This is a genomic window from Dysgonomonas termitidis, assembly GCF_042654545.1.
In the GTDB taxonomy this organism is placed as follows: Bacteria; Bacteroidota; Bacteroidia; order Bacteroidales; family Dysgonomonadaceae; genus Dysgonomonas; species Dysgonomonas termitidis.
Map to the genome: position 1 here is coordinate 12,383 of NZ_JBHSGN010000046.1, position 24,716 is coordinate 37,098.

A 24,716-nucleotide genomic window follows, 5' to 3' on the forward strand; every position below is an offset into this window, starting at 1 on the left:
CCATGAAGCGGATAACAATTATTCTCACGTTGGTGTTATGCTTCGCCCTTCCGGGCGGGGCATACGCGCAGCGTTGTTTACCGGGTATGCGGGGCATACAGGTAACGGGCGGCATGGTGGACGGTATTTATTCGTCTGCAAATCAAAATGAAACGGGCTATTACTTCGGAGCTTCGATAGCGACCTACGCCGGACATGGCAACAAATGGGTGTTCGGTGCGGAGTATCTTGGGAGGTACTATCCCTATAAGGACAGCCGCATCCCTGTGGCGCAATTCACGGGAGAAGGTGGGTATTTCCTCAATATCCTCGCTGACGGCTCCAAAACGTTTTTCCTGTCGCTGGGCGGTTCGGCTCTGGCGGGGTATGAAACATCGAACTGGGGCGAAAAGCTGCTGTTTGACGGCTCCACGCCCAGGGATAAGGACGCTTTTATCTATGGCGGGGCGATTACCCTCGAAATCGAAACTTACCTGACTGACCGGGTTGTATTGCTCCTGACAGGGCGCGAGCGGGTATTGTGGGGCAACTCTACGGGACATTTCCATACGCAGTTCGGCATCGGTTTACGCTTTATGGTTGATTAGGTATGAAAACGAGCGACGAGTGGTACACGCCTGCGGAGATTATACAATCGTTGGGCGAATTTGACTTAGACCCTGCTTCTTCACCGGAAGCCTACCGGCAGAACCGTTCGGCAAAGCATTTCTATACCGCCGAAGAAAACGGTTTGGAAAAAGACTGGCACGGCAGGGTATGGCTTAATCCGCCTTACTCGAATCCGCTGGTACAGCAGTTCCTTACAAAAATGACCGGACACAATAACGGTATCGCCTTGGTCTTCGCCAAAGTGGAAGCCAAATGGTTTCACGACATTGTACTCCGGCACGCTACGGCAATCAAGTTCCTGTATGACAGGGTGCGGTTCTTCAGGCCGGACGGTACGCAGGGCTTACAGCCGAGAAATGGCTCCATGCTTATCGCATACGGAACGGAGAACGCCCGGATACTCTCCGGCAATACCCTGAAAGGGAAATTTTTGTATTTATAAAATCAGTTCATCAACAAAAAATAATCACAATGAGAAAGATAAAAAGTTTTTTCGGAATAACAGCGTGGCTGGCGGCTATGATGCTGCTGGCCTTAGCCTGTAGCGACGGTCTTGATATTCATCAACGCTACTTGTTTGGTTTGGAAACTATGCCGGTTCCTAAAAAGATTGTGCAGGGCGAAACGGTGGAAATCCGCTGTAAATTAATCAGGGAAGGCGACTATAAGGAGGCGCGGTACTACATTCGTTTCTTTCAAACGGACGGAACGGGGGAATTGCGCATGGACGATGGCAGGGTATTGACGTCTAACGACCTGTTCCCTCTGACAAAAGAAGTGTTCCGGCTGTACTACACTTCCCGATGCACCGACCAGCAAACGATAGACGTGTATATTGAGGACGATGCGGGGCAGGTCATTCAAAAAACCTTTTCGTTTCAGAATGAAGGGGCGGAAGAAGAATAAATGTAAAAATCAGGTAAGCAAGCGCCCGGAGCAATTCGGGCGCTTTTAATAACCGATAAGATACAGTTATGAAATACATCATATTGTTCTTCGCCGCTTTGCTGCACTTGTCCGTATATGGGCAGCCAAACCGAAAATCAGAAATAGAAAAATGTATGGGAAAGATTTATTCCGTAAAAGAGTTTCAGCGGATTGCAGGCTCATTGCAAATGTCGGTTTACGAATTATCCCGCTATCCCGTCATTTTTCCGGTTAAAGAACCGCATATTTCATCGGGGTTTGGAAAACGTAAACATCCCATTTATAAAACGCAAAAATTCCATACGGGAATTGATTTTGCCGAAGTAAGGGGCGCTCCCGTGTATGCCACAGGCAGCGGGGTCGTCGTCCGCAAAGGCTACGATTCGGGGTATGGATTTTTTATAGAGATTCAACATGCAGGCGGTTTCCGCTCGTTTTATGCACACCTAAGCAAAACGTTGGTCAATACGGGCGATTCGGTAAGGATAGGTAAACACATTGCCTGTGTGGGAAACAGCGGGCTAACGACGGGCTACCACCTGCACTATGAAATCAGGAAAGGCAACCGCTTCCTGAATCCGGTAGAATGGTGTTGCTGTTTGCTGAAAATGTTGAAGGCCGGATACATTGTTTGCATCATGGAAAAATTCGATGGTTATCTCATCGGATTTTTCTGTTTTATTCAGGGGTATTGCCCTCTTGCGCTCCGGCTGCCCGTTTCTTTGCTTTCTCCTTTTTCTTTTTCTCCTTGCGGGCTTTGTCGTCCGCTGCGATGTCTTTCAGCGACCGAACGGCAAGGGGTTCTTCCCGCTTGAAGCGTTTGTAGTAAATATCTTCAATGAACTGCGGCAGGGGCGTTTTCCATGTTTCCTGCTTGTGGTTATCTATCTTACCCAGCTTGTCGGGGTTTAAGCCCAATTCCCGCGCCATTTGGACGTGTTTGTCGGACAGTTTATGCTTCTTTTGGGCGGCAGCCCATTTCTCTATTTTTACGGCCATATATTTGATATTTTCAGGCTGTAAAGATAGGAAATGCCAGCGGATCAGGCTTAAAACTCGAAGGAAAATCCGCTGTCATGTTGGCTTTTTGTTCCTTTTTCTCCCGCATTTTTATAGGTCGCTCATGGAAAAAGTAACGGGCGGGATTTCCCCGCCCTGTGAAAATTATACTGCTGACTCACTGTATTCGTCCATGTTAATGGATTGCCCTCCCTTTGCAAAGAAATAATCGTTTATTTCGCATATTTCTCTCATTTCCTCATCGGATATTTTATAGAAATAGTCATATCCCCGTTTTTCCCATTCCCTGCAAAATGAAAAGTACCACGATTGAACGTTAGCGGCAATCCGCTCGATTATTTCCACCTGCCTGTCGGTTGCATCATCGTAAAAATGGCTGTCAATGCAGACGGTTTTAGCGTTGAAATAACGGTTGCAGTGTTCAAAGTCAATGCCCTGCAACACGTCATATACGGATTGTATTTGCCTGTAATGGATACCCTCGAAGGCTACCTTTTTAAACTTGCCGTTGCCGAAAAGTTCGGAATGGTTTATCCGTCCGTACAGGCACAGGCCGTCGCCCTGACAGTACGAAAGCGAATAGTAAGTTTTCAGGTGGTTTAATCCGTACTGTTCCTGTAATTCGGCGGTCAGGTCGTCCGAGAAAAATTCGGGCAGATGTTCTTCGGCAAGGTAATTTTCCCGTGCCTTTTCCCGTGCGTATTCTTCCAGTTCGCCATACCTGTACGCTGTGATTTCCCTTACTAATTTCTTCATTTTATTTTTTTATTACGGGGGGCGGTAACTTTCCGTCCCCCTGTTCATACTATTACATACTATTTTATTTCCGTTCCGAAAATCCGGTTGAATGTCGTTACGATTTCTTCCCTCCTGAAAAAGTCCCAACTGACCGCTACGGTGTGGCAGGATTCCACATGGCCGATTTGGTACGCCATTTCACTTTTGGTCAGCCGTTTGCCGTCCTGCATTTTTTGCAGGGTGCTGGGAAAAAGCCGCTTGCGGTTCTTTTCCTGCATCCATTTATCCCGTTTTGCCCTGCATAGTTCCAGTGTTTCCTGCAAGGTGGTAAATAACTCGCCATCTTTTGAGCGATAATCGTACTGGTAATAAATCGTTCCACGAAACGCCCCCAGAACGCATTTGGTGTACTTCTCCTTGCCTGCTTCGCAAACGGAACAGCCGTTTGCATTGATTGAATTGTTTGATTGCATGATATTTGATGTTTTAGATGATTGTTTCAATACTTGCTACGGGTGTATTCTTCATGAGCCACTCCCGTATATGCTCCATATTGTATTCGGAGGTAATAATGGCGCACCGTTCGCCGGTTTGAGTAAAACGGGACGATTCGTAATTATCTATCCGCTCTTTCAGATTGACACATTCCCAGTGCTTGTAACTGTCCGTAAACATGCGGTTTATTTCCTTGATACCCTGTGAAAAACTGACTTTGACGGTTCTATACCCGTTGTCGATGATTTCGAGGTGGTGTAACGAGCCGAACTCATCATGCAACCGGGCGAACGACCAGTCGCATTTATACCATTCTCCGCCCCAATTGTGCGGTTCATCAAAACGGACTTTTACGTTGGCTGTATGTTCATCCAACCTTATTTCTTCGATAACGCCCGTTACCATCAAGCCTGTAAAAATGCTCTTGCAACGCTTACCTATAATACTGTCGTTTACTTCTGCTGTTTTCATAATGCTTATTGTATTAATGTTAATGTTTAGAAAAATGATAACTGTACTGCCTTCCTGCCCGTGAGTTCATCGAACATGTCTTTCACCTGACGGACAATTTCACGGGATAATCTGGCGTTGAAGTTACCGCAGGTATCGCCTTTCAGGTCTTTTTCATACCTGCGGTGTCCGTCCATGATTTCCTGCAAAGCCGCTTTCAGGCACTCTTTACGGGTGTCGAATACTTTGCCCCAAACGCCCAGACCGTATCCGCAACCTGCTGCGCCTGTGGAGTAGCTTGCGCCATAGCTCCATTTGCCGTTCGCTCCCTGCCCGATGGTCAGGTGGTTGGAGGCTACGGGGCGGTCTTTGGGGGTGAACTCTATCTGTTCTTTTGCTGTAAAATCGGCGTTTTCAAGCCATCCGTATTTATTAAAACGCTTGCCGGTAAAGCCGAACTGCAACCCCGCATCGTATGTGCGTTTGTTCAAAAAGAACTGGTACGGACGGTCGCCGAAACTTTCGTATTCCTCAATAATGGCGCGGTTATCCGTGCGCAGTGCATTCAGGTACACGGCTGCATCGTGGCGTTCGGTACGAAAAAAATTCATTTCCCGTACACAGGCTATCTTTTCCGTATTGGATAATTGATTGTATTCCATGACAACTAAAAATTAATGTTTGATAACCGTTCTTCTATCTCATCGTACAGGTCGTTAAACCTGTCCTGATATTTTTCGTAAAACGAGCCGTTTTCGTCAATCATTTCCTCACGGGATATGCCGTATTCGCTTTCAAGGGCGATGTCTGCCAATTCGCACACGATTTCCATGAAAAGGCTGTGCTTATCGCCTTCGGACAGGCCAATGTTTCCTGCTTCGGCTTGTTGCCATTGGTAAATGTTTTGCTTGTCGCTCACAAACAAGTATTTCCAAAATACATCCGCTTCGTCTTCATCGTAAATGCCCGTTATAAGCGATTTAACGTCCATTGCCAATGTGTTCCACCATTTGTTTACCGTTGCTATTTGTATAATTTCCATTTTTTTGGGTATTGTGGGGGCAGGATGTTCCCACCCCCGATTCATACTATTTTTCCGTTTCGCCTGCCTGTTTCATATCGACAAAATACTGCAAGTTGCTGTCGGGGTCGGTGATATAATATCCCGAACCGTCTATGAGCATTTCAGAAGTGACGTTGTCGCCAAACTCAAAGGCGGATTTTGTCTTTTCCCATTTGCCTGCCTTTTCGCCTTTTACAAAATCCCTTTTGTAGCATTGGAAAACGGTTGCCGTAATGTGGTTTTTCAGGTTTTCAATGAAGTTGAGCAATTCGTCCAATCCGGCAGGTTCACGGGTTGAGTTGATTACCCTTTGGCACACAATCTTTTCATTGATTGCTTCGCCCTTAAAAATCCGTACCCGGAACAAGCCGTTACCGTACTCAAAAAAGACAGCGTGGCATCCTTTGGCTTCCAATTCCGCCAAAGCCGTAAAAATCTGAATGATTTTCGTTTTCATATTTCTGTATGTTTTTAAATGATTAAAAGAATGATTATTACTACTGAAAGCGTGATTACCACCGCAATAATAAGAAGCGATAGAAAGCAGGAAAGCAGCCCTTTAAGGAACTTGAACCCAATGTAAAGCCCTGCTATCACCGCTACGAAAGCCCAGCCCCACAGAGCAAAACCCGCTGCTGCAAAGGCTATTTTCAAAACCCAACCTATGCTAATTGGAAGGTAGGAGGTTCGATGTTTCATATTTTTTTCTGCCCGTATCATAATTTCTGACCTTTTTTTTAACGCTATGCCGTATCGGAGCCGGTGAGGAGTATTCGAGTTTCAGGGGCTTAAAAAGGGTAGTGTTCAGCCGACGCAAGGTTTTGGCGAATAAATACGCTCGCCCGGATAGATAAAAGAAGGGAAAGAGGAAGATTTTTCGACAAACCCGCAGGCTCGACCTTGCGGCGGCGTGAAGAACACGGAAATACCTTTGCGCCTGAAATCGAATACTCATTAGGCTTCGATGGCATTGAAGCTAAACGGGGAAGAAATTATAGAAAGATACGGGCAGGAAAAAACGAAAAATAAACTCCACGTTTGTAGAAATAGTGGCGTTTAATCGTTAATTTTGGCTCCGTTAATTAAGGATATATTTTATGGAACGATTTTATCCCCTGTTTGATTTTTCAACCCAACTGTTATGTGAACTGTTTGCAGACGCTTGTAAGGTGGGCAAGCTCCTTGTAGAATACGATAAGCCGGGCGAGGATGGAAGTTATGAGATTCCAAATTTCCCAATGGATGAGATATTTTGCAACATAAGTTCCGGTTGCCATACCAATTATTTCGTCTATATGAAAAACCATGAAGATTGGCCGGACGGGATAAGAATTGGGATGCCCCTGCTTGAACCAATGCATACGACCGCATATGTGGATATGGATATTTCCTATTTAGACTGGTTTGTGGAAAAATATAAATTGATACCGCAGCCCGATAATGAAATAAGTGCGGCAGAAAGTTTGATTATGGATTTTGAGTTCAAACTGCTTCAAGAACCTTCTTCTTTAAATTAGCATACCAGCCTCTTTTCGGAGGCTTTTTGGCTCCTTCCTGTGACACTCGCTGCCTGATGCTTCCACAGTTTATTTACTTGACAGCAAGCTGAAATAATCGGTTTATCTTTGCTCCCCCGTGAAATAAACCGATAAAAAATGAACAATGGAAATAGTAATGGTAGAAGCCCGCACATACGAGGCGATGATGTCCCGCTTCGAGGCATTTGCCCGAAAGGTGGAAGTCCTGTGCGAACGGCATCAGGATAAAGCGTTGAAGCAATGGCTGGACAACCAGGATGTGTGTATCATCCTGAACATAAGTCCGCGCACATTGCAGACTTACCGCGATAACGGAACCCTGCCTTATTCGCAGGTGAACCACAAAATGTATTACAGACCCGAAGACGTGCAGGCGGCGCTCCGGTTAATCGAAGAAAAGCGCCCGAAACTCGGACGAAAGGAGGCGCCTTATGGAAGATAACCTGATAACAAGGGACAATGAACGCCTGAAATCGTTTTTCAAAGCGCTTGACCGGATGCTGGCAGGATTGGAAAAAATGGCCGGAAGCTACCGCCCGCCGTTGGACGGCGAACGCTTCCTGACCGACAAGGAAGTTACCCGGCAGTTGAAAGTCAGCCGCCGCACGTTGCAGGAGTGGCGGTATAGCGGACGGATACCCTATCTCCAAATAGGCAACAAGATACTTTTCCGCGAGAGCGACATTCAGGCAATGCTCGACAGGAATCTGCATAAGGCGTTTAAGTAAGCGATTCTCCATTAAATAAAACAGCCGTAAGGTTTCCTTTGAGGGATATTCTTACGGCTGCTTTTTTAATTGTACAAAGCCCTGTTTGATAATTGCATGATGAGTTTTGCCGGTAACGGGTTGGCCGTTATTCTTCGGATTACCCGCTCCCTGAACAGTTCTGCTTCCGGTGAATGAACCCTGAAAGCAAGGGCGGTTATCATATCCAACCCATAAACAGCGGGTATTACGCTATTTCCCGTTACGGTCGCCGGACAGGAAATATCCGTCCGGATTACTCCTGATTTCAGGATCGCTTTTACATGGTCGTTAATTGTCCTGACATAAACACCGAACAAGGCGGCAATTTCAAATGATGTCATCATCACTTCACCGGATTGCGGTACGGATATGATTCCGTTTTCTATGGTTATTATTTGGCTGTCGCCGATTTTCAATTCCCTTTTCATTGTTTTACTTTTTTATATTTATATTGCTATTGATTGACTGTTCGTATTCCTGCGTATCAGCAGTTTATCCATATCTGCGGATATTTTTGTGTCTGTTATCCGGGCGTAACCCTGTGTGGTGGAAATGTTCGCATGCCCCATCATTTTGGCAATGCTCTCTATCGAAACACCCGCCGAAATCAACAGGGTTCCGAACGAGTGCCTGCTTTGATGATACGAAAGATTCTCTTTCAATTTCATAGTAATACCGATTTGATTTATATCGTACCAAATCATATCCCGGACAGGCAGCGGAAATACAGGCTTGCTGCCGTCGATAGTGTTATAGAGTGAAAGTATCTGCCCTGCTATCGGGTGCAGGGGAATGAATGCTTCCACGTTTGTCTTTACCCGTTGCTTGCGGATATAGAGCCTGCCCTCCGCCGTTTTTCCAATATGGTGCGGGTAAAGGCGGTGCATGTCCACGTAAGCCAGACCGGTCAGCGATGAAAAGATGAAAGCCCTGCGAACCAGTTCCATCCGTGGTTCAGGCATTGGAGTTTCCATTATCCGCTTTAAATCGTTTTTGCTTATGTAGCGGTGCCTGGCCGGTTCTTTCTTCTCGTATCTTACGTCTTCAAGCGGATTGCTTCTCAATACCTCTTGATCAATGGCAATGTAGATAAGGCGGTTGAGCCAGGTGATGCACTTGTTGATATACCCCGGTTTCCGCTCATGTACTGTTTTCATATAGGTTTTGAACGATTCGCCGAACTCTCCGGTAATATCCGTAAAAGAAATATCCTCCATTCCTCTTGAACGAAGGAACTCCTGCAAGTTCAGTTGTGAGAGTTTGGACTGCCGGTAGGTAGTGGTCGAGTTTATCTCTGTTGAGCGAATCCGCAGGCGTTCTATCTCCACTTCGCCCGCTTTGAGCAGACAAGTCGGAATGGAATTTACCCCGGCAACCGTATTTTTGAGTAGCTCGCTGCTGACTACTCCCTGTTCTTTCAGGATATGCTCATAGGTCTGTTCCAAACGTCGGCGGAAAGCAGTAAGCTGATTGTTATCCCTTTCGGACTTGATGATGCCTTTTTGGGCATTCCAGGCATCGGGCCGGCAATAGATACCTGTTGCGAGCGTGGAACTTTTGCCGTCGATGCTGATCCGGCACATGACGGCTGTCGTGCCATCGGTCTTTACTTTACTCCGGTTAATGTAGAATAATAATTTGAATGTACTTCGCATTGCTGTATAATGTTTAATTGTTAATTGTTTAAAGAACTAATTTCAAATCTTGAGTGGCCTCGATGAACCTGTCCATATCATCGAAAAGTTTCTTCGGAGTTACACGGGCATAGATTTGAGTGGTTTGGATATTGCTGTGTCCGAGCATACGGCTGATAGTTTCTATCGGCACGCCCTCTTCGAGCGTAATAAGGCTTGCAAAGCTGTGCCTCCCTGAATGATAGGTCATTGGCTCTTTTATATCCGCCATAATCCGCAACCCTTTCATGTTGGCTTTTACCATGTCTGCGGATTGCATCGGGAACAGGGTATCCCGATTTTCATCCCTGTATTTTTCGATTAGGGCGATAGCTTCGGGCAATAATTTGATACGCGCCCGGTAGTCCGTTTTCTTCCTTGCATATTTGAGCCAAAGGCTGCCTTCTTCATCCGTAAACAGGTTTTCTTTGGTAATGCGGACTACATCTGCGTAAGCTGTACCCGTGTAACAGGCGAAAAGGAACAAATCCCTCGTGAAACGGGTTGAAGGGCGGTTTCGGGGAATATCCAAATCCCGTATTTTCTCGAAACTCTCCCGGCTTAATGCTTTCGGGGTGGTTTCTTTCTGTTTGGGCAGCTTGTAATGGGCAAAGTGAAACCGCTCGGAAATGCCCTCCTTGAAAGCAATCTTGCAGATTTTCTTTAAAATAGCAAGATAATGGCGGACGGTATCCATCGCATAACCCTGTTCGCCCAAAACAAAATCCTGGTATTCCCGGATGAATTGTTCGTTCAGCTGCCCGAATGCGACATCTTTTGTCTTGAACTTCTTTTTAATGAACTTGCCGAGCGAACGATGCGTGTACACATAAGTGCTTAACGTGGTTGGAGCGCAGTCTATCCCGACACGGGCTTTCAACCCTTCCATGTACCGGTCGAGAAGGGAAAGCAGGGTCATTTGTGCGTCCATGCTTCCCTGATAGAAGACCTTTACTGCCTCTGCATCAAACGGCTTTTTGCGTTCCACGAGGCTGTCGAATGCCGAATGCACCGCCAGCAAAAGTTTCTCAATCTTGGCATTCACTTCGACCGCCTCACGGCTCTTGCCGTCCAGCCTGCTTTCGCGGGGATTCCACAAGCCGGGGGTGCAGGACAGTTTCGTACCGAACTGCGCCATTGACCGGTTTACAGTGATGCGTCCCATAACCGGAGCCTTGCCCGATTTATCCAAACCGCTCTTTTTGAGGTAGAGCAACACCTTGAATTTTTCTACTTTCATACGCTTATATTTTTAGTGGCAAAATTAGCCATTGTACAAGCGTTCTTTGTTATGCAAAAGACTGTCAAACAGCGCAAAAGACACCGATTTGATTTCTTTTGTCCGTACCCTGTTACCTGTCCGTTTTCCGGTAACAACCGGCTAACGGTTTGGTAACTGAAATACTGCGATTTTATGTCCGGTTCTGCATTTTCTGCAAGACGGAAAAATCAATCAAACTTGCTTATTATAAACCGATTGCGTGTCATTTACTCTGTCTTGGGATTGCTTGCTTTTAGAGGGAATTACTCATGTAGCCCGCCACACATTCGCTACGACTATTGCATTGGCCAATGGAGTTCCACTAGAGAGCGTTTCCAAAATGTTGGGACATAGAAGCATAAAAACAACACAAATTTATGCCAAAATATTAGACAAGAAAGTTAGCGAAGATATGGGAAATCTGGCAAGAAGATTGAATGATAAAAAATCTGGCAGAAGCAATCCCTATAAATAATAATGAAATCAGCGTCATAAATTATTCCTTTTCTCTTTAAACTAAAACTTGTGAAATATAGCAATTCTGTTATTATGCCCGTTACTCAAAAAGAGTAACGGGCATATTTATTTGTAATTTATTATTCTAGGAAACAACCTCTTTTTCATAATTGGCTGAAGAAGTCTTTCACTTTCATAGGGGTATAAGCTAAAAGTTACTTTTCTTTTTCATCTATTGCTGTTAAAATAGCTTCCATATTTTCGTCCCCCTTCTTTTTATATTCCTCAAAGAATTGTTGCATTCTTTTGATTACCGGAATATGAATGAAATTAAAGAAGTATTGTTCCTTAAGACTAAGGATGACTCTCTTTTTTATAAAATCGATATAGTCGCATTCAAAGAAGAAAGGCAGATAGATCTTATCAATCTCATTCACTTTTGAATCCACTGTGTATTTTAGGATGATATGCCCTTCATCGGAGCTGGGAGGCATAAACAAGTTTAATTCCGGAAAAAAACATACTTTAAATTCATAAAATATCTCAACATCTGTACAATCGTCAAGAAAGCTAAAGTGTCCGGGCCATCTGCTATGTAAATCTGAAGAAATAAGAGGCATCTGTATTTTCTTGTTAACTCTTTCCATAAGGCTTTATATTAGATTATTATTCCTTATATGACTCCTTGTGCGTACAACAAACGTATTGCACATATCACATTTCTATAATATTTTATGTATCCTATACGTGTCTATCAACTTTTTTATTGACAGAAACATAAAAGCATTTTGATAAACAAATATAAAAAATTCTGTATTATATCTTTACTTTCCTTAGAAAATAAATAAATCCCAACGATATACACAAATCTACAATGCCTATTATTACGAAGAGGAAAAGTAAATCAGCCGTTATGTGGTAATAAATGGTAAGTATTGTAAATAATGTCCGTCCCATAGCATTCATTATAATAATCCCCTTATTGCGAAGTGGATCTCTCGATACGTAGAGTATAATAGCTCCTATCAGAACCAGATCAATGCCTGCCGTATTGATGAATAGTGCGTGGAACGGATCGGTAGGAATTGTGATTAGTGCATTTTCAAATCCACATAAGGAGTTCAGCGTATTCCAGAACTGAAGGTAATGTTCGAAGAGAATCGGAAATATAAATAAACCCGCAGCGATAATATTAAATGAACCGCTAAACCTCAATAATGCTTTAAACTGATTTAAAGTCCTGAATTGTTCTTTCTCCATAATTTTGATATTTATAAATGTAGTTTAGTCAAATGACTAAATAGGATTAAAAAAAATTATAACTTGATGTTGTTTACGATTTTTCTTTTTTGCCAACGTTTTTTTCACCCAATCAAAAAAAATAAACAGAAAAGACATACCCAGACAAATTAGAATAAAAATACCCAATGCTTTAAAAAGCCAATCGACATAAGTGTTTAATAATTCTGGGCTCATGACTGTGTAGTTTTTAATTCAACCCATCCGGCATAACAAACATGAGGACTATTTGATTCAAAGCTTTCATTCAGTAGATTTATTAAATCCTGATCCGCATCTATTAAAATGGAGTAATACTCTAAGTTTCCATTTTCCCGATTGATTTTATCGAAAAGGTATTGCATTCTATCATCTTCCGGTGAGTATTGATCTATTACATTATTACAATAAGGACACATAACAGTCCACCCGTTCTCTTCTAACTCAACATTCTGATAAAATAACAGAGGGGTAATTTTATCATTTGACTTTCTTAATTTAATTACTTCTTGTTTAACCTGTCGGACATATTCTGTCGGTAGTTGGTAAATGGGTATTAACGTATTATAATATTGCCAGAAAGAGTTATCCCATGATGGTAATTGTATTCTTGGAAATACAATACCGCTGACAATGTTTATTTCTTTTCCACATTTAGAGCAAATATCTCTATAGACTTCGATATTCACAGATTGTTTACCTACTATTGGTCCGACAAAACATATTGTATCCGAATAAAATCTTTTCAACATATTGTCGAGACGGAGGTATTTTTCTCCGTCTATTGAAGTTCTCATCGTATCCTTTGAACAGGAAAAACGGATATAATCGGGATGGAATATGTCTGCATTGTCCGAAAAAAAAGTCTGAACGTCATTCTCCGGTTTTGAATTTCCTTCACTGTGGATAATAACTAACTTATCACTGTTTATTCCAATATTATCAATTAGCGAATATATAATATTCTCCATCGCTTCACTGATTTCTACATCAGAAGAAATTGTTAGTATCACAATATGCGACATTCTTATTTCGTGATTTGGCTTGAACCGATATAACATTCCCTCGATCACGTTATTCACAATAATATCTACAGTAAATAGACCCGTATTAGGTGCTAATTGAGGCATAGAATCTATTATTTGTTTATGCACTTTTTCTATAAAATCATTCATTTTTTTTATTTTATATTATTATACTTCTGATACTTCGTTGTCTGAACCGAAAGACATATCCTTTCCAAAGTGTTCCATGATATATTTTTCTACGTCAGATTTTAAATAGTAGTTTTTCTTATTCATTTTATGATAGGGTAGTTTCCCTGAATTGCGTATCCGTTGTAATGTCCGGGGACTTATTTTAAGAATCTCCATTAAATCCTGATTGTCAAGAACAACATCGCCTTTAATCCGTTGATCCGCACGCATTACGGTTACCAGCTTAGCGTTCAGGGCTTCCAAGCTTTCTAAAATGCGTTTCATCCAATCATCAAAATAATTTTTATCTATATACATTTGAATTATCATTTTAATTGACCAAGAATAAATATGCTGTCATTGGAAGGATCTTTAATTATAATCTCTTTCTCTCTCATGAACTTGATATAACTTTTTGCAGTACGCTCACGCACGTCCATAACTTGTTGTAACTCTTCAGCTAACTCCAGATAACTGAGAAATGGTTTTATACGAAAAATACTACGAGCCACATTCAGTAATTCATTTTCTTTACGTTTGTCTTTTTCTTCTTTTGTTTTCTCTCCCAGATAACAATGCATTCCAACTTCTTTATCCCAAGCAAACTGAATCAGAGGCACATCCAGCGGACTGCCGTCACGGACTTTCAAAGCTTTGATTACAGATATATTCGGATCATCGTCCTTTTCTATGGACACAATGGCTGCTGCCTTACGTTGAAGCTCTGAACCAAGATGCCCCCGAAGCTTCAGTCCATTTGGCACGAAGTGAAGAACACAGATAATACAAGTTTTATAAATCCCTGCTAAACGGTATAACTCATCTACAATCCGTAAACTTTCTGTTTCGTCATTGGCTGAACCGATCAAATCCGCTATACCGTCTATAATAACCATATGGATACCACCAAATTCATAGTAATACTTATCCATACTTTGTACAATGGCTTGCAAGCGTTCATTGCGCGACATGCCTGTCAGGCAATAAGCTTTAAAATAGTCAGGTAATCTTTTTTGCTTGCTTCGTTTCAGAATGTTCAATGAATTCTTATACAACTGGACTTCGGATTGCTCGGTATCGTAGAGCAGTAAAGCTTTATTCTTTAAATTGGCATCTACAGATGTTCCGAGACTATCAATCGATTGTATCTTATCTCCAATTGCTCCGGAGATTAAGCTCCCTGCATAGTTACTTTTTCCACTTCCTTCACCTCCTGTAATACAAAGAAGGTTTCCTTGCGTACCCAGAGGTACGTCATTAATAGAAATTATAGTCTTTACACTGGCCGGAGGATTGCTAAAATCTATTTCACAAGATTTTAATACAGCCATTGTTTCGGAGTATAGATTGTCCAGGTGTTCTACAAATAATTGTAAAAAATCTCCCCGCTTATATCCCAACCGAAAATAATCGGTTATATCTTTTTCCTTTTTACTGCCATCCATAGGCAAGAGCAGCCTCTTTACATCGAACTCTCGCAATAACTGATAATGCTTTTGAGAACAGGAAAGACCTGTTTTATCTACATCATACAGTATTACAATATGTTTGAAGCGATAAACCAGTTTGTGTATTATTCTTTTGGGGATATTAGACGATTCACTATTGAAACATATTGCATGAAACCCATGCGTAGCCAAAGTAAGCACATCCCTTTCTCCTCCAGTTATAAAAAGGACATCGCCCTTAGCCGGAAGTTGCTCCAATCCGAAGCAATAGTATTCTTCCGGTTCCCCTGCATACATAAAGCGAGGATTGGAAAATGGACGATAGAGTTTAATCCTGCTTTTGCCTAAATAAGCGAATATTGGTTCATCAGTTGTTGATTCAATTGAAAATGGTTTATCATTGTTGTTTTTAGATGAAAAATCCATCAAAGAGATAACCTTGTACTGTTTTAACACATCGTGTGTAATACCCGATTGGTTCCAAAAGTTTAGCTCTTTGGTAGAGAATTCTTTCCGTGTAATTTTATAAGGTTTTACTTGTTGTTGGATAAGTGGTGGCTCCGGATCATTCTTTTTAGGTGGAGATATTGATTTCGATGACTGTGTTTGAATATTTGCTTTATCCCTCTCGTCTAAACTTAGATTTAAATCACGGTTGATGATCGAAAGAATTTCAATAAAGCCACTAGCACTCTTGCAATCCAGTCTATGTATATTCCCGACAAGGGCAAAACAATCTCCACTGTATGTATCATCGCCGAAATCTTTCATCCGGTAATATTGCTTATGACGGTCATAGAAGATATTACATGACGCTTTCGAGTCTTTATAGAGTGGATTTAAAAAATTTCTTCCAATCCGGAACTCAACATTCAGATAATAGCGGAATACATCTAGACCGCCATTTGTACGGGAAAGAATCTCATTTTTGTTTAGCATACAGCAGGAAATTTTTTCGGAATTCAGCAATCGTTTCAGGAGTACATCTTATCAATCTGTTTCTCAATGCCGTTTCAATATCTGAAACCTGATAATAGCATTTTCCCCCCAATAAACTAAAACTGATAAGATTCTTCGATCTCAACCGTTGTAATGTACGGGTACTAATTTTCAATAGCTCCGCTACTTCAAAGTTATCGAGCCATCTATTATCTATACTATCATCTCCTTTCGATTGGGATGGTGGGACTGTCTCTTTTTGAGTTACATACTGGGCTATACGGTCTATTTTATCAGCCAAATCTTTGTATGCTTTGCTTTCAAATGTTATTACTTCCATAGCGTTATATTTTAATCTGCTACAAAAGTCAGGAATGTAGAAAATTGAATTGCACCACTGTATATACACCCGTGTATGATTTTTATTTGCTTATATTGGTTTTCAGTAAGTTACTGTTTGATATTTAGAAAAATAGGTTTAAAAGACACGGGGTGACATCTCCGTTTGATTATATGTTATTGATATTTAGATGTATATAAGGTGTGGCTCATTTACTACATAATTATTTTTGTCTCATTACGACTGAATTATTTAATAGGCAGTTATTATATTTTAATATTTTTATTATCTTTGAAGCTACAAAATAGGTAGTGTTTGAGATATAAAACGTAAATAATCATACTTTTCATATCCTAAATACTATGCAAAATATAGCAATATGGATATAAAACATAAACGTATAACGAGTAAAGCCGGAGAAATTCTGACCAGATTCAATGTTATGGACAAGAGCTGGTTCACATATGATGATGTCATCAAAATGTTTCCTCAAACCGAAATAAAAACCATTCGCCAACAAATATTAAGGATGGTCAATGAGGGTTTACTGCTAAGAGTGAAAGAGGGCATCTTTTACATCATTCCTTATGAGCAGGATTCTTTAAGCTATATGCCTGACTGGCATTTATTAGCCGAACCGTTGGCGGGAAAACATTATTACATCGGATATTATTCGGCTTTGCAGATACATAATCTCATAACTCAGCCGTCTCTCAAAGAGCAAATAGTTGTGAACAGCCAAATAAAACCATCTATTATTGAAATCAGAGGAGTTAAATTCCAATTTATATATCATAATTCTAAACATTTTTTCGGATACAAAAAGACCTGGATAGACAGCTTCAATAAAGTATTATGCAGTGATCTGGAAAAGACAATTATAGATTGTCTTCATAAACCGGATTATGCCGGAGGGATTGTAGAAATTGCTAAAGCGATTTATATAGCAAAAGATAAATTAAAGTATGACCAGTTACTGAATTATATTGTTAAATTCGGATCGCAATCTGTACCGAAGCGTCTTGGTTATATTTTAGAACTTTTGGGAATCAATGCTCCTTGCATAGAGGAACTAAACAAGATACTGACTGATTCAATTGCAATTTTGGATACCACAACACCCAAAGAAGGAGCAATAAATACAAGGTGGAGAATACAGCAGAACGTAGATTTAGAAACAATTAAATCGGTTATATATACATGATAAAACAAGCGGAAATACAAAAAGTAGCATGGGAAGCGGGAGTCAGAGATACCCAGATAGAGAAAGACTATGTTCTTACCTGGATATTATACGGGATATCCCAACATGAATTATTATCTGAAGTCCTGACATTTAAAGGAGGAACAGTCCTTAAAAAATTCTATTTCGAGGATTACCGTTTTTCCGAAGACCTTGATTTTACCTTACTCGATGAAGGCAAAACAAACGAGGATATACAGACTGCCTTTCAGGAAGTGTTTGATTTTATTAAGGATGAAGCCAATATAGATTTATCTATGGATGATTTTGGCGAGCATCAAACAGGCAACATCAACTTTTTTATCAATTATATAGGGCCATTAGGCGGCAGAGGAAAGCAGGTAAAAGTTGACATATCCCGAAATGAATTATTAAAATTCGATCTGGAGGAAAAACAAATGATAGAGGTGTATTCTGATCAGGAAGAATGTTCTTTGAAATGCTACTCATTAAATGAGGTTATGACTGAAAAAATGAGATCGCTTTTGTCAAGAGTACAACCAAGAGATTTTTATGACCTATGGTTTCTTTCAGAAAATGAAGGTCTTGAAATGGCTGATTTATTATCTGAATATCAGGAAAAAGCCACTTTTAAAGATTTGAAGCCTGATACTATTAGAAAAAGGTTAGAAAAAATACTTCCTGCTTTTGAAAAACAGTGGGAAACTTCAATGTCGGATCAGATTCAGGACTTACCACCTTTCAAGCAAGTTGAACGGGAGTTAGGGAGGCATTTCCGAAAATTCTTAGATTAGTTAGTGCAAGGTGCAGGCATCTTTATAAAGATGCCTGCACCTTGCACTATTAGCTAAAATATTTACAACCAAACATTTGGTGAAGTAAAAAATAATGTTTAGATTTGAACCTGTATTGTTTGGTACGCAAAACATAGACAGTATAGACAAAAAGGCGTTTTTGTCGATTGCAAACGGTATTGTTTACTTTAAATTCGTAACTATCTGATAAGCAGATGGTAATATATTTTAAAATTAAACAAATTCCGAGCAATTTAAAGGGTTAGACGTAATGTGTTGATAATCAGATTATTGCGCACCTGGTTTTTAAATCGTTACCTAACCGTTACCATAGCTACAAAGGCTTTTTGTTTCCGACTGGAAAACAATAAGTTATGAGATAAAATCCGGATCTCAACCGGATCACTTGGATAGTCAATAAAATAGCTGCAAACAAATCGTTTGTAGCTATTTTTCATTTTATACTTGCATAACATCTGCACAACGCCTCTATTTTTTTACTTCTGTGAGCTTTTCCGCTACCATCTTATTGTTTTGAAAAAAGTTAATTTAAATTTAGTGGAAATTGGAGCTATCTCACATGTCGAAGATACGAAGGAACGGGTAATTACGGAGATTCACGTGGTAAAGTCTGTAAATAGTAGAAGTTATGTGAATATTGCAGGATAGATTATTATCTTTAAACCTTGTAAAAAAAAGTATTTCAAACTAATTATAACAAGGAGCTCTCTAGTTATGGAAAACGAGCAAAGTAAACTTAATATTGAATTTTCTTATCTGCCTGTTGTAAACTTTGCCATACAGCAAAATCGGGTATCTGTTATACGGGATTTTTCGATAGAAAACCAGACGGAAGAAGTCCTCAAGGACTTGAAGATAGAACTGACGGTAGATCCCGAATTCACGACAATGATTCCTATATCCATAGAAGCAATCAATCCAAAAGAAAAGATCAGAGTAGAAACACCTAAGTTAAATCTCTCAGCCAATTACTTTGCCCAGCTTACAGAACGAATATCCGGAGATCTATCTCTGAAAATATATTCAAAAGGAGAACTCCTGTTTGAAGAAAAATACCCTATCAATGTTTTGGCTTATGATCAATGGGGAGGTATTGCCATCTTACCGGAAATGCTGTCTGCATTCGTTACACCGAATCATCCCGCAACACTACCTATAATCAAACGGGCCGCGACTATTCTAGAACACTGGACAGATAACCCGTCATTAGACGAATATCAAAGCCGCAATCCCGATAGAGTACAAAAGCAAATGGCTGCCATATACACAGCCATTGCCGAACAGGAAATTATATACAGCACTGTTCCGGCTAGTTTTGAAGACTACGGACAGCGAATCCGGCTTGTAGATTCAGTGATGACTCAAAAACTGGGTACTTGCCTTGACATGGCTTTACTATATGCCTCATGCTTGGAAGCAATCGGGATACACCCGCTTATTATCGTGGTTAACGGACATGCATTCGCCGGAGGCTGGCTTGTTCCGGAAACATCTCCCGACAGTATTATTGAGGATGTATCTCTAATTAATAAGAGAAAAGCTGATGGTATTAATGATATCACTCTCGTTGAGACTACCTGTATGAATATGGGGCAAAATGTCGATTTCGATCAGGCTGTAAAAATTGCCAATAAACGTATTTCACAACCCGATTTCATATTGGCTGTAGATATAAAAAGAGCCCGCTTCTCCGGAATCAAACCAATTCCGCAACGAATATTGAACGGGCAGCATTGGGAAGTAAAGGAAGAAGTATCGTCCGCTTTAGATAGGTCGCAGGCAACGCCACAAACTATAAATCCTTATGATTTGTCAGGTATAAGTTCAGAAATTGTTCTTACCAAGCAGTTATTGTGGGAACGCAAACTCCTCGATTTAAGCTTGCGGAATAACCTTCTGAATATAAGGATTACAAAGAATACATTGCAGCTCATTTCTGCTAATCTCGATTTATTCGAAGATGCGCTGGCCGATGGTGATGAGTTCAGAATAATGCATAAGCCCACTGATTGGGACAATCCATTGTTCGATTATGGATTATATAAATCAGTTTCAGAAGCCGACCCTATAACAGATCTTATAAAATCGGAATTGACACAAAAGCGGCTTCGTTCCTATCTGACTGAAAACGAACTAGGCAAAGCCCTTACATACTTGTACCGTTCGTCACGTACAGCCTTGGAGGAAAATGGCGCTAACACATTGTACATAGCCTTAGGCTTATTGAAATGGTACGAGACTAAATCGAGCGAACGCCCCCGCTATGCGCCAATAATGCTTATCCCTGTCGAAATAATAAGAAAATCGGCAGCCAAAGGATATGTGATACGTTCGCGAGAAGAAGAAACAATGATGAATATTACATTGTTGGAGATGCTTCGCCAGAATTTCAATATCACTATCTCGGGATTAGACCCTTTGCCAGTGGATGATAGCGGAGTAAATGTTAAGCTCATTTACACAATTATCCGAAACAGTATAAAAAACCAGCCGAAATGGGACGTGGAAGAACAAGCTATTTTGGGGCTATTCTCATTCAATAAGTTTATCATGTGGAACGATATCCACAATAACTCTCATAAACTTATTGAAAACAATGTAGTTTCCAGCCTCATGAACGGTAAAATAGAATGGAACGTTGAGGAGTGTGAAGTGGATGCTAAAACACTGGATAGCACAATTCCTCCCGACGAGATTGTTTTGCCTATCAGTGCCGACTCTTCACAGTTGGAGGCCATCTGGGAAGCATCCGAAGGGCGAAATTTTATATTACACGGCCCTCCCGGAACTGGAAAGTCGCAAACAATAACGAATCTCATAGCTAATGCTTTATATAAAGGTAAACGAGTTTTATTTGTTGCTGAAAAGATGGCTGCATTATCGGTAGTTCAACGCCGTCTTGAAGCTATAGGCTTAGCACCCTTTTGTTTGGAATTACACTCTAACAAGACAAAAAAAGGGATGATCCTTTCGCAGCTAAAAGAAACAACTGAGATTGTAAAGACTACTCCTCCTGAAAATTTTAAGCAGGAAGCTGAGCGTATTTTTGCCTTACGTACCGAAATGAATAAGTATATCGAGGCTTTACATAAAGTATATCCGTTTGGTGTATCACTTTATGATTCTATTGTAAAATTTCAGCAAATAGATGTTGCTCCTCTGTTTAATATTCCGGAAGAACTTTTGTCTGAACTGGATAAAAACAGACTTCAACAATGGAACGAAACATTAGAGCAGCTAATATCCACAGCCAACGCTTGCGGGCATCCATATAAACATCCCTTGGCCGGTATTACCATTGGGCAATATTCGTCTACAATTAAAGATGAAGCGTCAAAAAGCATCCAAGGTCTGATCAGTGTTATATCTGATATTCGGAAGCAACTGGATCAATTACCAGATTTATTTACCGAATTTGAAGTCTACAAGGATAAGAAGAATACAAGAACTGTAACAAATATAATAGATAAGTTATTAAATATCCCGGAACTTACTTCTGCGTTACTTATATCACCTCAACTGAACGAGACGTTAGATGAATACAAGGATGTATGCGAACATGGAAAAAATAGAGATCACCTGAAACAAAGTTTACTTTCCCGGTTTTCGGAAGGAGTATTATCTGTTGATGCGAAAAAAATGCTGTTCGACTGGAATCAGACCTTAAATAAATGGTTTATCCCTAGATTTTTCGAACAACGATCTATAAGGAAACAACTTATAATACATGCAACCTGTCAATTAAGCAAGGATCAAATATCTTCGACCTTAGAGGATATAATAGAATTCCAATCGGAACAGGGCTATTTGAAAAAATATGAGGACGATATGCCTGTGTATTTTAAGAAGTATGGACGTAATGGTAGCGAAGATTGGAAAACAATAGAACAGATCATTACGGATACTTCAGCTATTAACTCATTAATACTGGAACACACAAAGGATATATCCAAAGCCACGAATATCAAGCGTGTATTATCGCTGCAGCTATCAGATGGGATTAGTACGTTCAGGGGAATGCATGGCGGAGCACTGATCACACTAAATAATCTTATACCAAAACTGGATCAACAAGAAAAAGTGTTATATAATGTACTGGGTACGAGTGAAGATATTTTGTATAAGCAATCCGGCAACTGGATAGAATCTTCTTTGAGACAACTTGATATTTGGTCGGAGAATTTGGATAAGCTCAAAGACTGGTATCAATGGTTACTCGTCAACAATAAAATGCAAACTTTGCAAATAGGTTTTATTGCCGACCAGTACAAAGATGATAACATTGAGACAAACAAGGTTCTAAATATATTCTATAAAAGCTTTTACAAAGCTGTAATCGAATATATTATCTCCAAAGAGCCAAATCTGCAACTGTTCAAGGGGAAGATCTTCAATGATACGATAGAAAAATATAAGAGGCTGGTTGCAGATTTTGAGCAATTAACCCGGAAAGAGCTGGTTGCCAAGCTAGCGGCTAATCTTCCGTCTTTTACAAGAGAAGCTACTCAAAACTCGGAAGTCGGTATTCTGCAACGAAACATCCGGAATAATGCCCGTGGTATTTCTATCCGCAGATTGTTCGACCTTATTCCGACCCTGTTACCAAGAATGTGCCCCTGTATGTTGATGAGCCCTATATCTGTTGCTCAATATATAGATGTGGATGCAGATAAATTTGATCTTATAGTCTTTGACGAAGCATCGCAAATGCCGACTTATGAGGCCGTGGGAGCTATTGCCAGAGGAAAAAATGTAGTGATAGTCGGTGACCCGAAACAGATGCCTCCAACCAATTTCTTTTCTGTAAATTCCACGGATGAAGATAATATAGAAATGGAAGATCTGGAAAGTATTCTGGATGATTGCCTGGCCCTTTCTATGCCATCCAAATATTTACTCTGGCATTATCGGAGTAAACACGAAAGTTTGATTGCTTTCAGCAATTCGGAGTATTATGATAATAAGCTTCTTACATTCCCTTCGCCTGACAATATCGAATCTAAAGTCAGATTTATCCCTGTCGACGGGCATTATGACAAAGGTAAATCCCGGCAGAATAAAGCGGAAGCACAGGCTATAGTTGATGAAATAGTAAGAAGACTGGAAGATGAAAAACTAAGAAAAAGGAGTATCGGAGTTGTTACGTTCAGTTCGGTACAGCAATCTCTTATCGAGGATTTACTGTCTGATGTATTTATGTTCAATCCTCAGTTGGAGAGTCTGGCATTGGAATGCGAAGAACCTATATTCATAAAGAATCTGGAAAATGTACAAGGAGACGAAAGGGATGTCATTCTTTTTTCGGTGGGCTATGGTCCGGATAAAGAAGGTAGGATAAGTATGAACTTCGGTCCACTCAACAGAGAAGGAGGTGAACGCAGGCTAAATGTAGCCGTATCAAGAGCCAGATATGAAATGGTTATATATTCGACTCTACGCTCCGATCAAATTGACCTTAACCGGACAGGTGCTGTCGGCGTTGCGGGACTAAAACGATTCTTAGAATACGCCGAAAAAGGGGGGCAAATTGCAAATAGAATACAAAATACAGTTGCTGAGTATTCAATAAACAACCTGATAGCTGACAAACTCGAAAAATTAGGCTACAAAGTCGATACGAATATCGGTTGTTCGGGCTATAGAATAGATATTGGTATTGTAGATAAGGATAATCCGTCCAGATATAAGCTAGGTATTATATGTGACGGAGAGAATTACAGGCGGGCTAAAATGGTTCGGGATAGGGAAATCGTACAGAATGGTGTACTGAGAATGCTTGGTTGGAAAATACTTAAAATATGGACTTTAGACTGGTGGGAGAATCCCAGTGCAGTTTTGGCGACTATAGAGGAAGCTTTGATAGCCAAAGAAACAGATATTGTTGATATAGAAGTTATAACTTCACAAAAAAGTGTAGAGACGGAAGGTGAAACAACAATGGATATATCATCTCCGGCCGAAGTTGCTGAGAATAATATATCATCCTACCAGATATCAGCATTAATGCCTTCACCATATAGCAGCGAAGAATTCTTCTATCCGGGGCACAGAGGAATCATACTGAATCAGATTAAAGAAGTTATTGAGACAGAAGCGCCCATAAGCAAATCTTTACTTTGTAAAAGGGTGCTTGCGGCATGGGGCATTTCAAGATTAGGACAGCGTTTAGAGGGTTATATCAATGACTTGTTGATGTTAAGCGATTTTTATGTCTCACATCACGAGGATTCGTCCTTCTATTGGTTGGATGAAGAGCAATATTTGCAGTACGATCTTTTCCGAACAGGATTGAGAGAGGCTGTCGATCTTCCTCCCGAAGAAGTTGCCAATGCGATGAAGTATGTATTGACCGATGAGATCAGTTTGCCAACAACAGACCTATCCAGACTATCGGCTCAGCTCTTGGGTTTTGCCCGGGGCGGATCGAATGTTGATGCAGCAATGCATCGGGGGATAGCCAGGGCCATAGCTAAGAACTATTTGAAAGTAGAAAATGGACGTGCGGTAATAATATAGT

General features: G+C 40.7%; 26 protein-coding genes and 2 pseudogenes. 11 read left to right on the forward strand and 17 right to left on the reverse strand.

What is annotated here, in order from left to right; translation table 11 throughout:
• Positions 1-2: 2 nt before the first annotated feature.
• The 4 genes and pseudogenes from ACFO6W_RS05390 to ACFO6W_RS05405 all read left to right on the forward strand — a co-directional run.
• Complete coding sequence (locus tag ACFO6W_RS05390; protein ID WP_379994353.1) at positions 3-587, forward strand: conjugal transfer protein TraO; 585 nt, start codon at positions 3-5, stop codon at positions 585-587.
• A gap of 2 nt (positions 588-589) precedes the next feature.
• The gene (locus tag ACFO6W_RS05395) at positions 590-1,051 is read left to right on the forward strand and encodes a DNA N-6-adenine-methyltransferase (protein ID WP_379994354.1); all 462 of its coding nucleotides are present in this window, start codon (positions 590-592) and stop codon (positions 1,049-1,051) included.
• A 29-nt stretch (positions 1,052-1,080) separates the two neighbouring features.
• Positions 1,081-1,515, forward strand: coding sequence for a DUF3872 domain-containing protein (locus ACFO6W_RS05400; RefSeq protein ID WP_379994355.1), 435 nt, complete (start codon positions 1,081-1,083; stop codon positions 1,513-1,515).
• Between the two features lie 209 nt (positions 1,516-1,724).
• Positions 1,725-2,105, forward strand: a pseudogene (locus tag ACFO6W_RS05405) (M23 family metallopeptidase); the annotation flags it as partial.
• Positions 2,106-2,214: 109 nt separating this feature from the next.
• Here the strand turns inward: ACFO6W_RS05405 and ACFO6W_RS05410 are convergent.
• The 8 genes and pseudogenes from ACFO6W_RS05410 to ACFO6W_RS05445 form a co-directional block, all read right to left on the reverse strand.
• Positions 2,215-2,535 carry a hypothetical protein gene (locus ACFO6W_RS05410; protein ID WP_379994356.1) on the reverse strand — a complete coding sequence of 107 codons (321 nt, stop codon included), beginning with the start codon at positions 2,533-2,535 and terminating at the stop codon, positions 2,215-2,217.
• A 165-nt stretch (positions 2,536-2,700) separates the two neighbouring features.
• Complete coding sequence (locus tag ACFO6W_RS05415; RefSeq protein ID WP_379994357.1) at positions 2,701-3,312, reverse strand: hypothetical protein; 612 nt, start codon at positions 3,310-3,312, stop codon at positions 2,701-2,703.
• Between the two features lie 245 nt (positions 3,313-3,557).
• Positions 3,558-3,767: pseudogene (locus tag ACFO6W_RS05420) on the reverse strand (DUF3873 family protein); the annotation flags it as partial.
• 13 nt (positions 3,768-3,780) lie between these two features.
• Positions 3,781-4,260 carry a DUF7258 domain-containing protein gene (locus ACFO6W_RS05425; protein ID WP_379994358.1) on the reverse strand — a complete coding sequence of 160 codons (480 nt, stop codon included), beginning with the start codon at positions 4,258-4,260 and terminating at the stop codon, positions 3,781-3,783.
• A gap of 26 nt (positions 4,261-4,286) precedes the next feature.
• Positions 4,287-4,901 carry a hypothetical protein gene (locus ACFO6W_RS05430; protein WP_379994359.1) on the reverse strand — a complete coding sequence of 205 codons (615 nt, stop codon included), beginning with the start codon at positions 4,899-4,901 and terminating at the stop codon, positions 4,287-4,289.
• 5 nt (positions 4,902-4,906) lie between these two features.
• Positions 4,907-5,281, reverse strand: a complete 375-nt coding sequence (locus tag ACFO6W_RS05435; protein WP_379994360.1) for a hypothetical protein — start codon at positions 5,279-5,281, stop codon at positions 4,907-4,909.
• Positions 5,282-5,327: 46 nt separating this feature from the next.
• On the reverse strand, positions 5,328-5,759 hold the full coding sequence (locus ACFO6W_RS05440; protein WP_379994361.1) for a hypothetical protein: 432 nt from the start codon (positions 5,757-5,759) through the stop codon (positions 5,328-5,330).
• A gap of 14 nt (positions 5,760-5,773) precedes the next feature.
• On the reverse strand, positions 5,774-6,022 hold the full coding sequence (locus tag ACFO6W_RS05445; RefSeq protein WP_379994362.1) for a hypothetical protein: 249 nt from the start codon (positions 6,020-6,022) through the stop codon (positions 5,774-5,776).
• Positions 6,023-6,399: 377 nt separating this feature from the next.
• Here ACFO6W_RS05445 and ACFO6W_RS05450 point away from each other — a divergent pair, with 377 nt between their 5' ends.
• The 3 genes from ACFO6W_RS05450 to ACFO6W_RS05460 all read left to right on the forward strand — a co-directional run bounded on the left by ACFO6W_RS05450 (position 6,400) and on the right by ACFO6W_RS05460 (position 7,568).
• Complete coding sequence (locus ACFO6W_RS05450) at positions 6,400-6,819, forward strand: hypothetical protein (RefSeq protein ID WP_379994363.1); 420 nt, start codon at positions 6,400-6,402, stop codon at positions 6,817-6,819.
• A gap of 145 nt (positions 6,820-6,964) precedes the next feature.
• Positions 6,965-7,282 (forward strand): helix-turn-helix domain-containing protein, encoded by a 318-nt coding sequence (locus ACFO6W_RS05455; protein ID WP_379994365.1) that lies wholly within the window; start codon positions 6,965-6,967, stop codon positions 7,280-7,282.
• Entirely contained in the window at positions 7,272-7,568 is a 297-nt protein-coding gene (locus ACFO6W_RS05460; protein WP_379994366.1) for a helix-turn-helix domain-containing protein, read from the forward strand. The genes ACFO6W_RS05455 and ACFO6W_RS05460 overlap by 11 nt, the downstream gene beginning before the upstream one ends.
• Positions 7,569-7,633: 65 nt before the next feature.
• On the opposite strand, the gene ACFO6W_RS05465 is transcribed toward ACFO6W_RS05460, so the two are convergent.
• From ACFO6W_RS05465 to ACFO6W_RS05475, 3 genes are read right to left on the reverse strand one after another with little or no spacing between them, the layout of a single operon-like run.
• Positions 7,634-8,017, reverse strand: coding sequence for a hypothetical protein (locus ACFO6W_RS05465; RefSeq protein WP_379994367.1), 384 nt, complete (start codon positions 8,015-8,017; stop codon positions 7,634-7,636).
• A gap of 18 nt (positions 8,018-8,035) precedes the next feature.
• Positions 8,036-9,244: a site-specific integrase gene (locus ACFO6W_RS05470; protein ID WP_379994368.1), complete on the reverse strand. Its 1,209-nt coding sequence runs from the start codon at positions 9,242-9,244 to the stop codon at positions 8,036-8,038.
• Between the two features lie 28 nt (positions 9,245-9,272).
• A complete protein-coding gene (locus ACFO6W_RS05475) occupies positions 9,273-10,502 on the reverse strand; it encodes a site-specific integrase (RefSeq protein WP_379994369.1) in 1,230 nt (409 codons plus the stop codon).
• Between the two features lie 241 nt (positions 10,503-10,743).
• Between ACFO6W_RS05475 and ACFO6W_RS05480 the strand changes: the two genes are divergently transcribed.
• Positions 10,744-10,998 (forward strand): tyrosine-type recombinase/integrase, encoded by a 255-nt coding sequence (locus ACFO6W_RS05480; protein ID WP_379994370.1) that lies wholly within the window; start codon positions 10,744-10,746, stop codon positions 10,996-10,998.
• Positions 10,999-11,194: 196 nt separating this feature from the next.
• Here the strand turns inward: ACFO6W_RS05480 and ACFO6W_RS05485 are convergent, their stop codons facing one another.
• From ACFO6W_RS05485 to ACFO6W_RS05510, 6 genes are all read right to left on the reverse strand, one after another.
• A complete protein-coding gene (locus ACFO6W_RS05485; protein WP_379994371.1) occupies positions 11,195-11,626 on the reverse strand; it encodes a hypothetical protein in 432 nt (143 codons plus the stop codon).
• A 169-nt stretch (positions 11,627-11,795) separates the two neighbouring features.
• Entirely contained in the window at positions 11,796-12,239 is a 444-nt protein-coding gene (locus ACFO6W_RS05490; protein WP_379994372.1) for a hypothetical protein, read from the reverse strand.
• A 212-nt stretch (positions 12,240-12,451) separates the two neighbouring features.
• The gene (locus ACFO6W_RS05495; RefSeq protein ID WP_379994373.1) at positions 12,452-13,432 is read right to left on the reverse strand and encodes a hypothetical protein; all 981 of its coding nucleotides are present in this window, start codon (positions 13,430-13,432) and stop codon (positions 12,452-12,454) included.
• Between the two features lie 18 nt (positions 13,433-13,450).
• Positions 13,451-13,738 carry a helix-turn-helix domain-containing protein gene (locus tag ACFO6W_RS05500; protein WP_379994374.1) on the reverse strand — a complete coding sequence of 96 codons (288 nt, stop codon included), beginning with the start codon at positions 13,736-13,738 and terminating at the stop codon, positions 13,451-13,453.
• Positions 13,739-13,779: 41 nt separating this feature from the next.
• The gene (locus tag ACFO6W_RS05505; protein WP_379994375.1) at positions 13,780-15,840 is read right to left on the reverse strand and encodes a toprim domain-containing protein; all 2,061 of its coding nucleotides are present in this window, start codon (positions 15,838-15,840) and stop codon (positions 13,780-13,782) included.
• Complete coding sequence (locus ACFO6W_RS05510; RefSeq protein ID WP_379994377.1) at positions 15,824-16,180, reverse strand: helix-turn-helix domain-containing protein; 357 nt, start codon at positions 16,178-16,180, stop codon at positions 15,824-15,826. Before ACFO6W_RS05510 ends, ACFO6W_RS05505 begins: the two co-directional genes overlap by 17 nt.
• A 379-nt stretch (positions 16,181-16,559) precedes the next feature.
• On the opposite strand from ACFO6W_RS05510, the gene ACFO6W_RS05515 reads away from it, so the two are divergent.
• The 3 genes from ACFO6W_RS05515 to ACFO6W_RS05525 all read left to right on the forward strand — a co-directional run bounded on the left by ACFO6W_RS05515 (position 16,560) and on the right by ACFO6W_RS05525 (position 24,715).
• Positions 16,560-17,384: a type IV toxin-antitoxin system AbiEi family antitoxin domain-containing protein gene (locus tag ACFO6W_RS05515; RefSeq protein ID WP_379994378.1), complete on the forward strand. Its 825-nt coding sequence runs from the start codon at positions 16,560-16,562 to the stop codon at positions 17,382-17,384.
• A complete protein-coding gene (locus ACFO6W_RS05520) occupies positions 17,381-18,178 on the forward strand; it encodes a nucleotidyl transferase AbiEii/AbiGii toxin family protein (RefSeq protein WP_379994379.1) in 798 nt (265 codons plus the stop codon). The genes ACFO6W_RS05515 and ACFO6W_RS05520 overlap by 4 nt, the downstream gene beginning before the upstream one ends.
• A gap of 735 nt (positions 18,179-18,913) precedes the next feature.
• Positions 18,914-24,715, forward strand: a complete 5,802-nt coding sequence (locus ACFO6W_RS05525) for a DUF3320 domain-containing protein (protein WP_379994381.1) — start codon at positions 18,914-18,916, stop codon at positions 24,713-24,715.
• Position 24,716 lies beyond the last annotated feature (1 nt).

Bases quoted from the DNA above. Each gene is read 5' to 3' on its own strand.
- ACFO6W_RS05415 (WP_379994357.1), bottom strand. From the start codon at position 3,312: ATGAAGAAATTAGTAAGGGAAATCACAGCGTACAGGTATGGCGAACTG.
- ACFO6W_RS05490 (WP_379994372.1), bottom strand. From the start codon at position 12,239: ATGGAGAAAGAACAATTCAGGACTTTAAATCAGTTTAAAGCATTATTG.
- ACFO6W_RS05435 (WP_379994360.1), bottom strand. From the start codon at position 5,281: ATGGAAATTATACAAATAGCAACGGTAAACAAATGGTGGAACACATTG.
- ACFO6W_RS05475 (WP_379994369.1), bottom strand. From the start codon at position 10,502: ATGAAAGTAGAAAAATTCAAGGTGTTGCTCTACCTCAAAAAGAGCGGT.
- ACFO6W_RS05525 (WP_379994381.1), top strand. From the start codon at position 18,914: ATGGAAAACGAGCAAAGTAAACTTAATATTGAATTTTCTTATCTGCCT.
- ACFO6W_RS05495 (WP_379994373.1), bottom strand. From the start codon at position 13,432: ATGAATGATTTTATAGAAAAAGTGCATAAACAAATAATAGATTCTATG.
- ACFO6W_RS05400 (WP_379994355.1), top strand. From the start codon at position 1,081: ATGAGAAAGATAAAAAGTTTTTTCGGAATAACAGCGTGGCTGGCGGCT.
- ACFO6W_RS05445 (WP_379994362.1), bottom strand. From the start codon at position 6,022: ATGATACGGGCAGAAAAAAATATGAAACATCGAACCTCCTACCTTCCA.
- ACFO6W_RS05470 (WP_379994368.1), bottom strand. From the start codon at position 9,244: ATGCGAAGTACATTCAAATTATTATTCTACATTAACCGGAGTAAAGTA.
- ACFO6W_RS05430 (WP_379994359.1), bottom strand. From the start codon at position 4,901: ATGGAATACAATCAATTATCCAATACGGAAAAGATAGCCTGTGTACGG.
- ACFO6W_RS05500 (WP_379994374.1), bottom strand. From the start codon at position 13,738: ATGAAACGCATTTTAGAAAGCTTGGAAGCCCTGAACGCTAAGCTGGTA.
- ACFO6W_RS05485 (WP_379994371.1), bottom strand. From the start codon at position 11,626: ATGGAAAGAGTTAACAAGAAAATACAGATGCCTCTTATTTCTTCAGAT.
- ACFO6W_RS05515 (WP_379994378.1), top strand. From the start codon at position 16,560: ATGGATATAAAACATAAACGTATAACGAGTAAAGCCGGAGAAATTCTG.
- ACFO6W_RS05425 (WP_379994358.1), bottom strand. From the start codon at position 4,260: ATGAAAACAGCAGAAGTAAACGACAGTATTATAGGTAAGCGTTGCAAG.
- ACFO6W_RS05510 (WP_379994377.1), bottom strand. From the start codon at position 16,180: ATGGAAGTAATAACATTTGAAAGCAAAGCATACAAAGATTTGGCTGAT.
- ACFO6W_RS05520 (WP_379994379.1), top strand. From the start codon at position 17,381: ATGATAAAACAAGCGGAAATACAAAAAGTAGCATGGGAAGCGGGAGTC.
- ACFO6W_RS05440 (WP_379994361.1), bottom strand. From the start codon at position 5,759: ATGAAAACGAAAATCATTCAGATTTTTACGGCTTTGGCGGAATTGGAA.
- ACFO6W_RS05505 (WP_379994375.1), bottom strand. From the start codon at position 15,840: ATGCTAAACAAAAATGAGATTCTTTCCCGTACAAATGGCGGTCTAGAT.
- ACFO6W_RS05450 (WP_379994363.1), top strand. From the start codon at position 6,400: ATGGAACGATTTTATCCCCTGTTTGATTTTTCAACCCAACTGTTATGT.
- ACFO6W_RS05390 (WP_379994353.1), top strand. From the start codon at position 3: ATGAAGCGGATAACAATTATTCTCACGTTGGTGTTATGCTTCGCCCTT.
- ACFO6W_RS05395 (WP_379994354.1), top strand. From the start codon at position 590: ATGAAAACGAGCGACGAGTGGTACACGCCTGCGGAGATTATACAATCG.
- ACFO6W_RS05455 (WP_379994365.1), top strand. From the start codon at position 6,965: ATGGAAATAGTAATGGTAGAAGCCCGCACATACGAGGCGATGATGTCC.
- ACFO6W_RS05460 (WP_379994366.1), top strand. From the start codon at position 7,272: ATGGAAGATAACCTGATAACAAGGGACAATGAACGCCTGAAATCGTTT.
- ACFO6W_RS05465 (WP_379994367.1), bottom strand. From the start codon at position 8,017: ATGAAAAGGGAATTGAAAATCGGCGACAGCCAAATAATAACCATAGAA.
- ACFO6W_RS05410 (WP_379994356.1), bottom strand. From the start codon at position 2,535: ATGGCCGTAAAAATAGAGAAATGGGCTGCCGCCCAAAAGAAGCATAAA.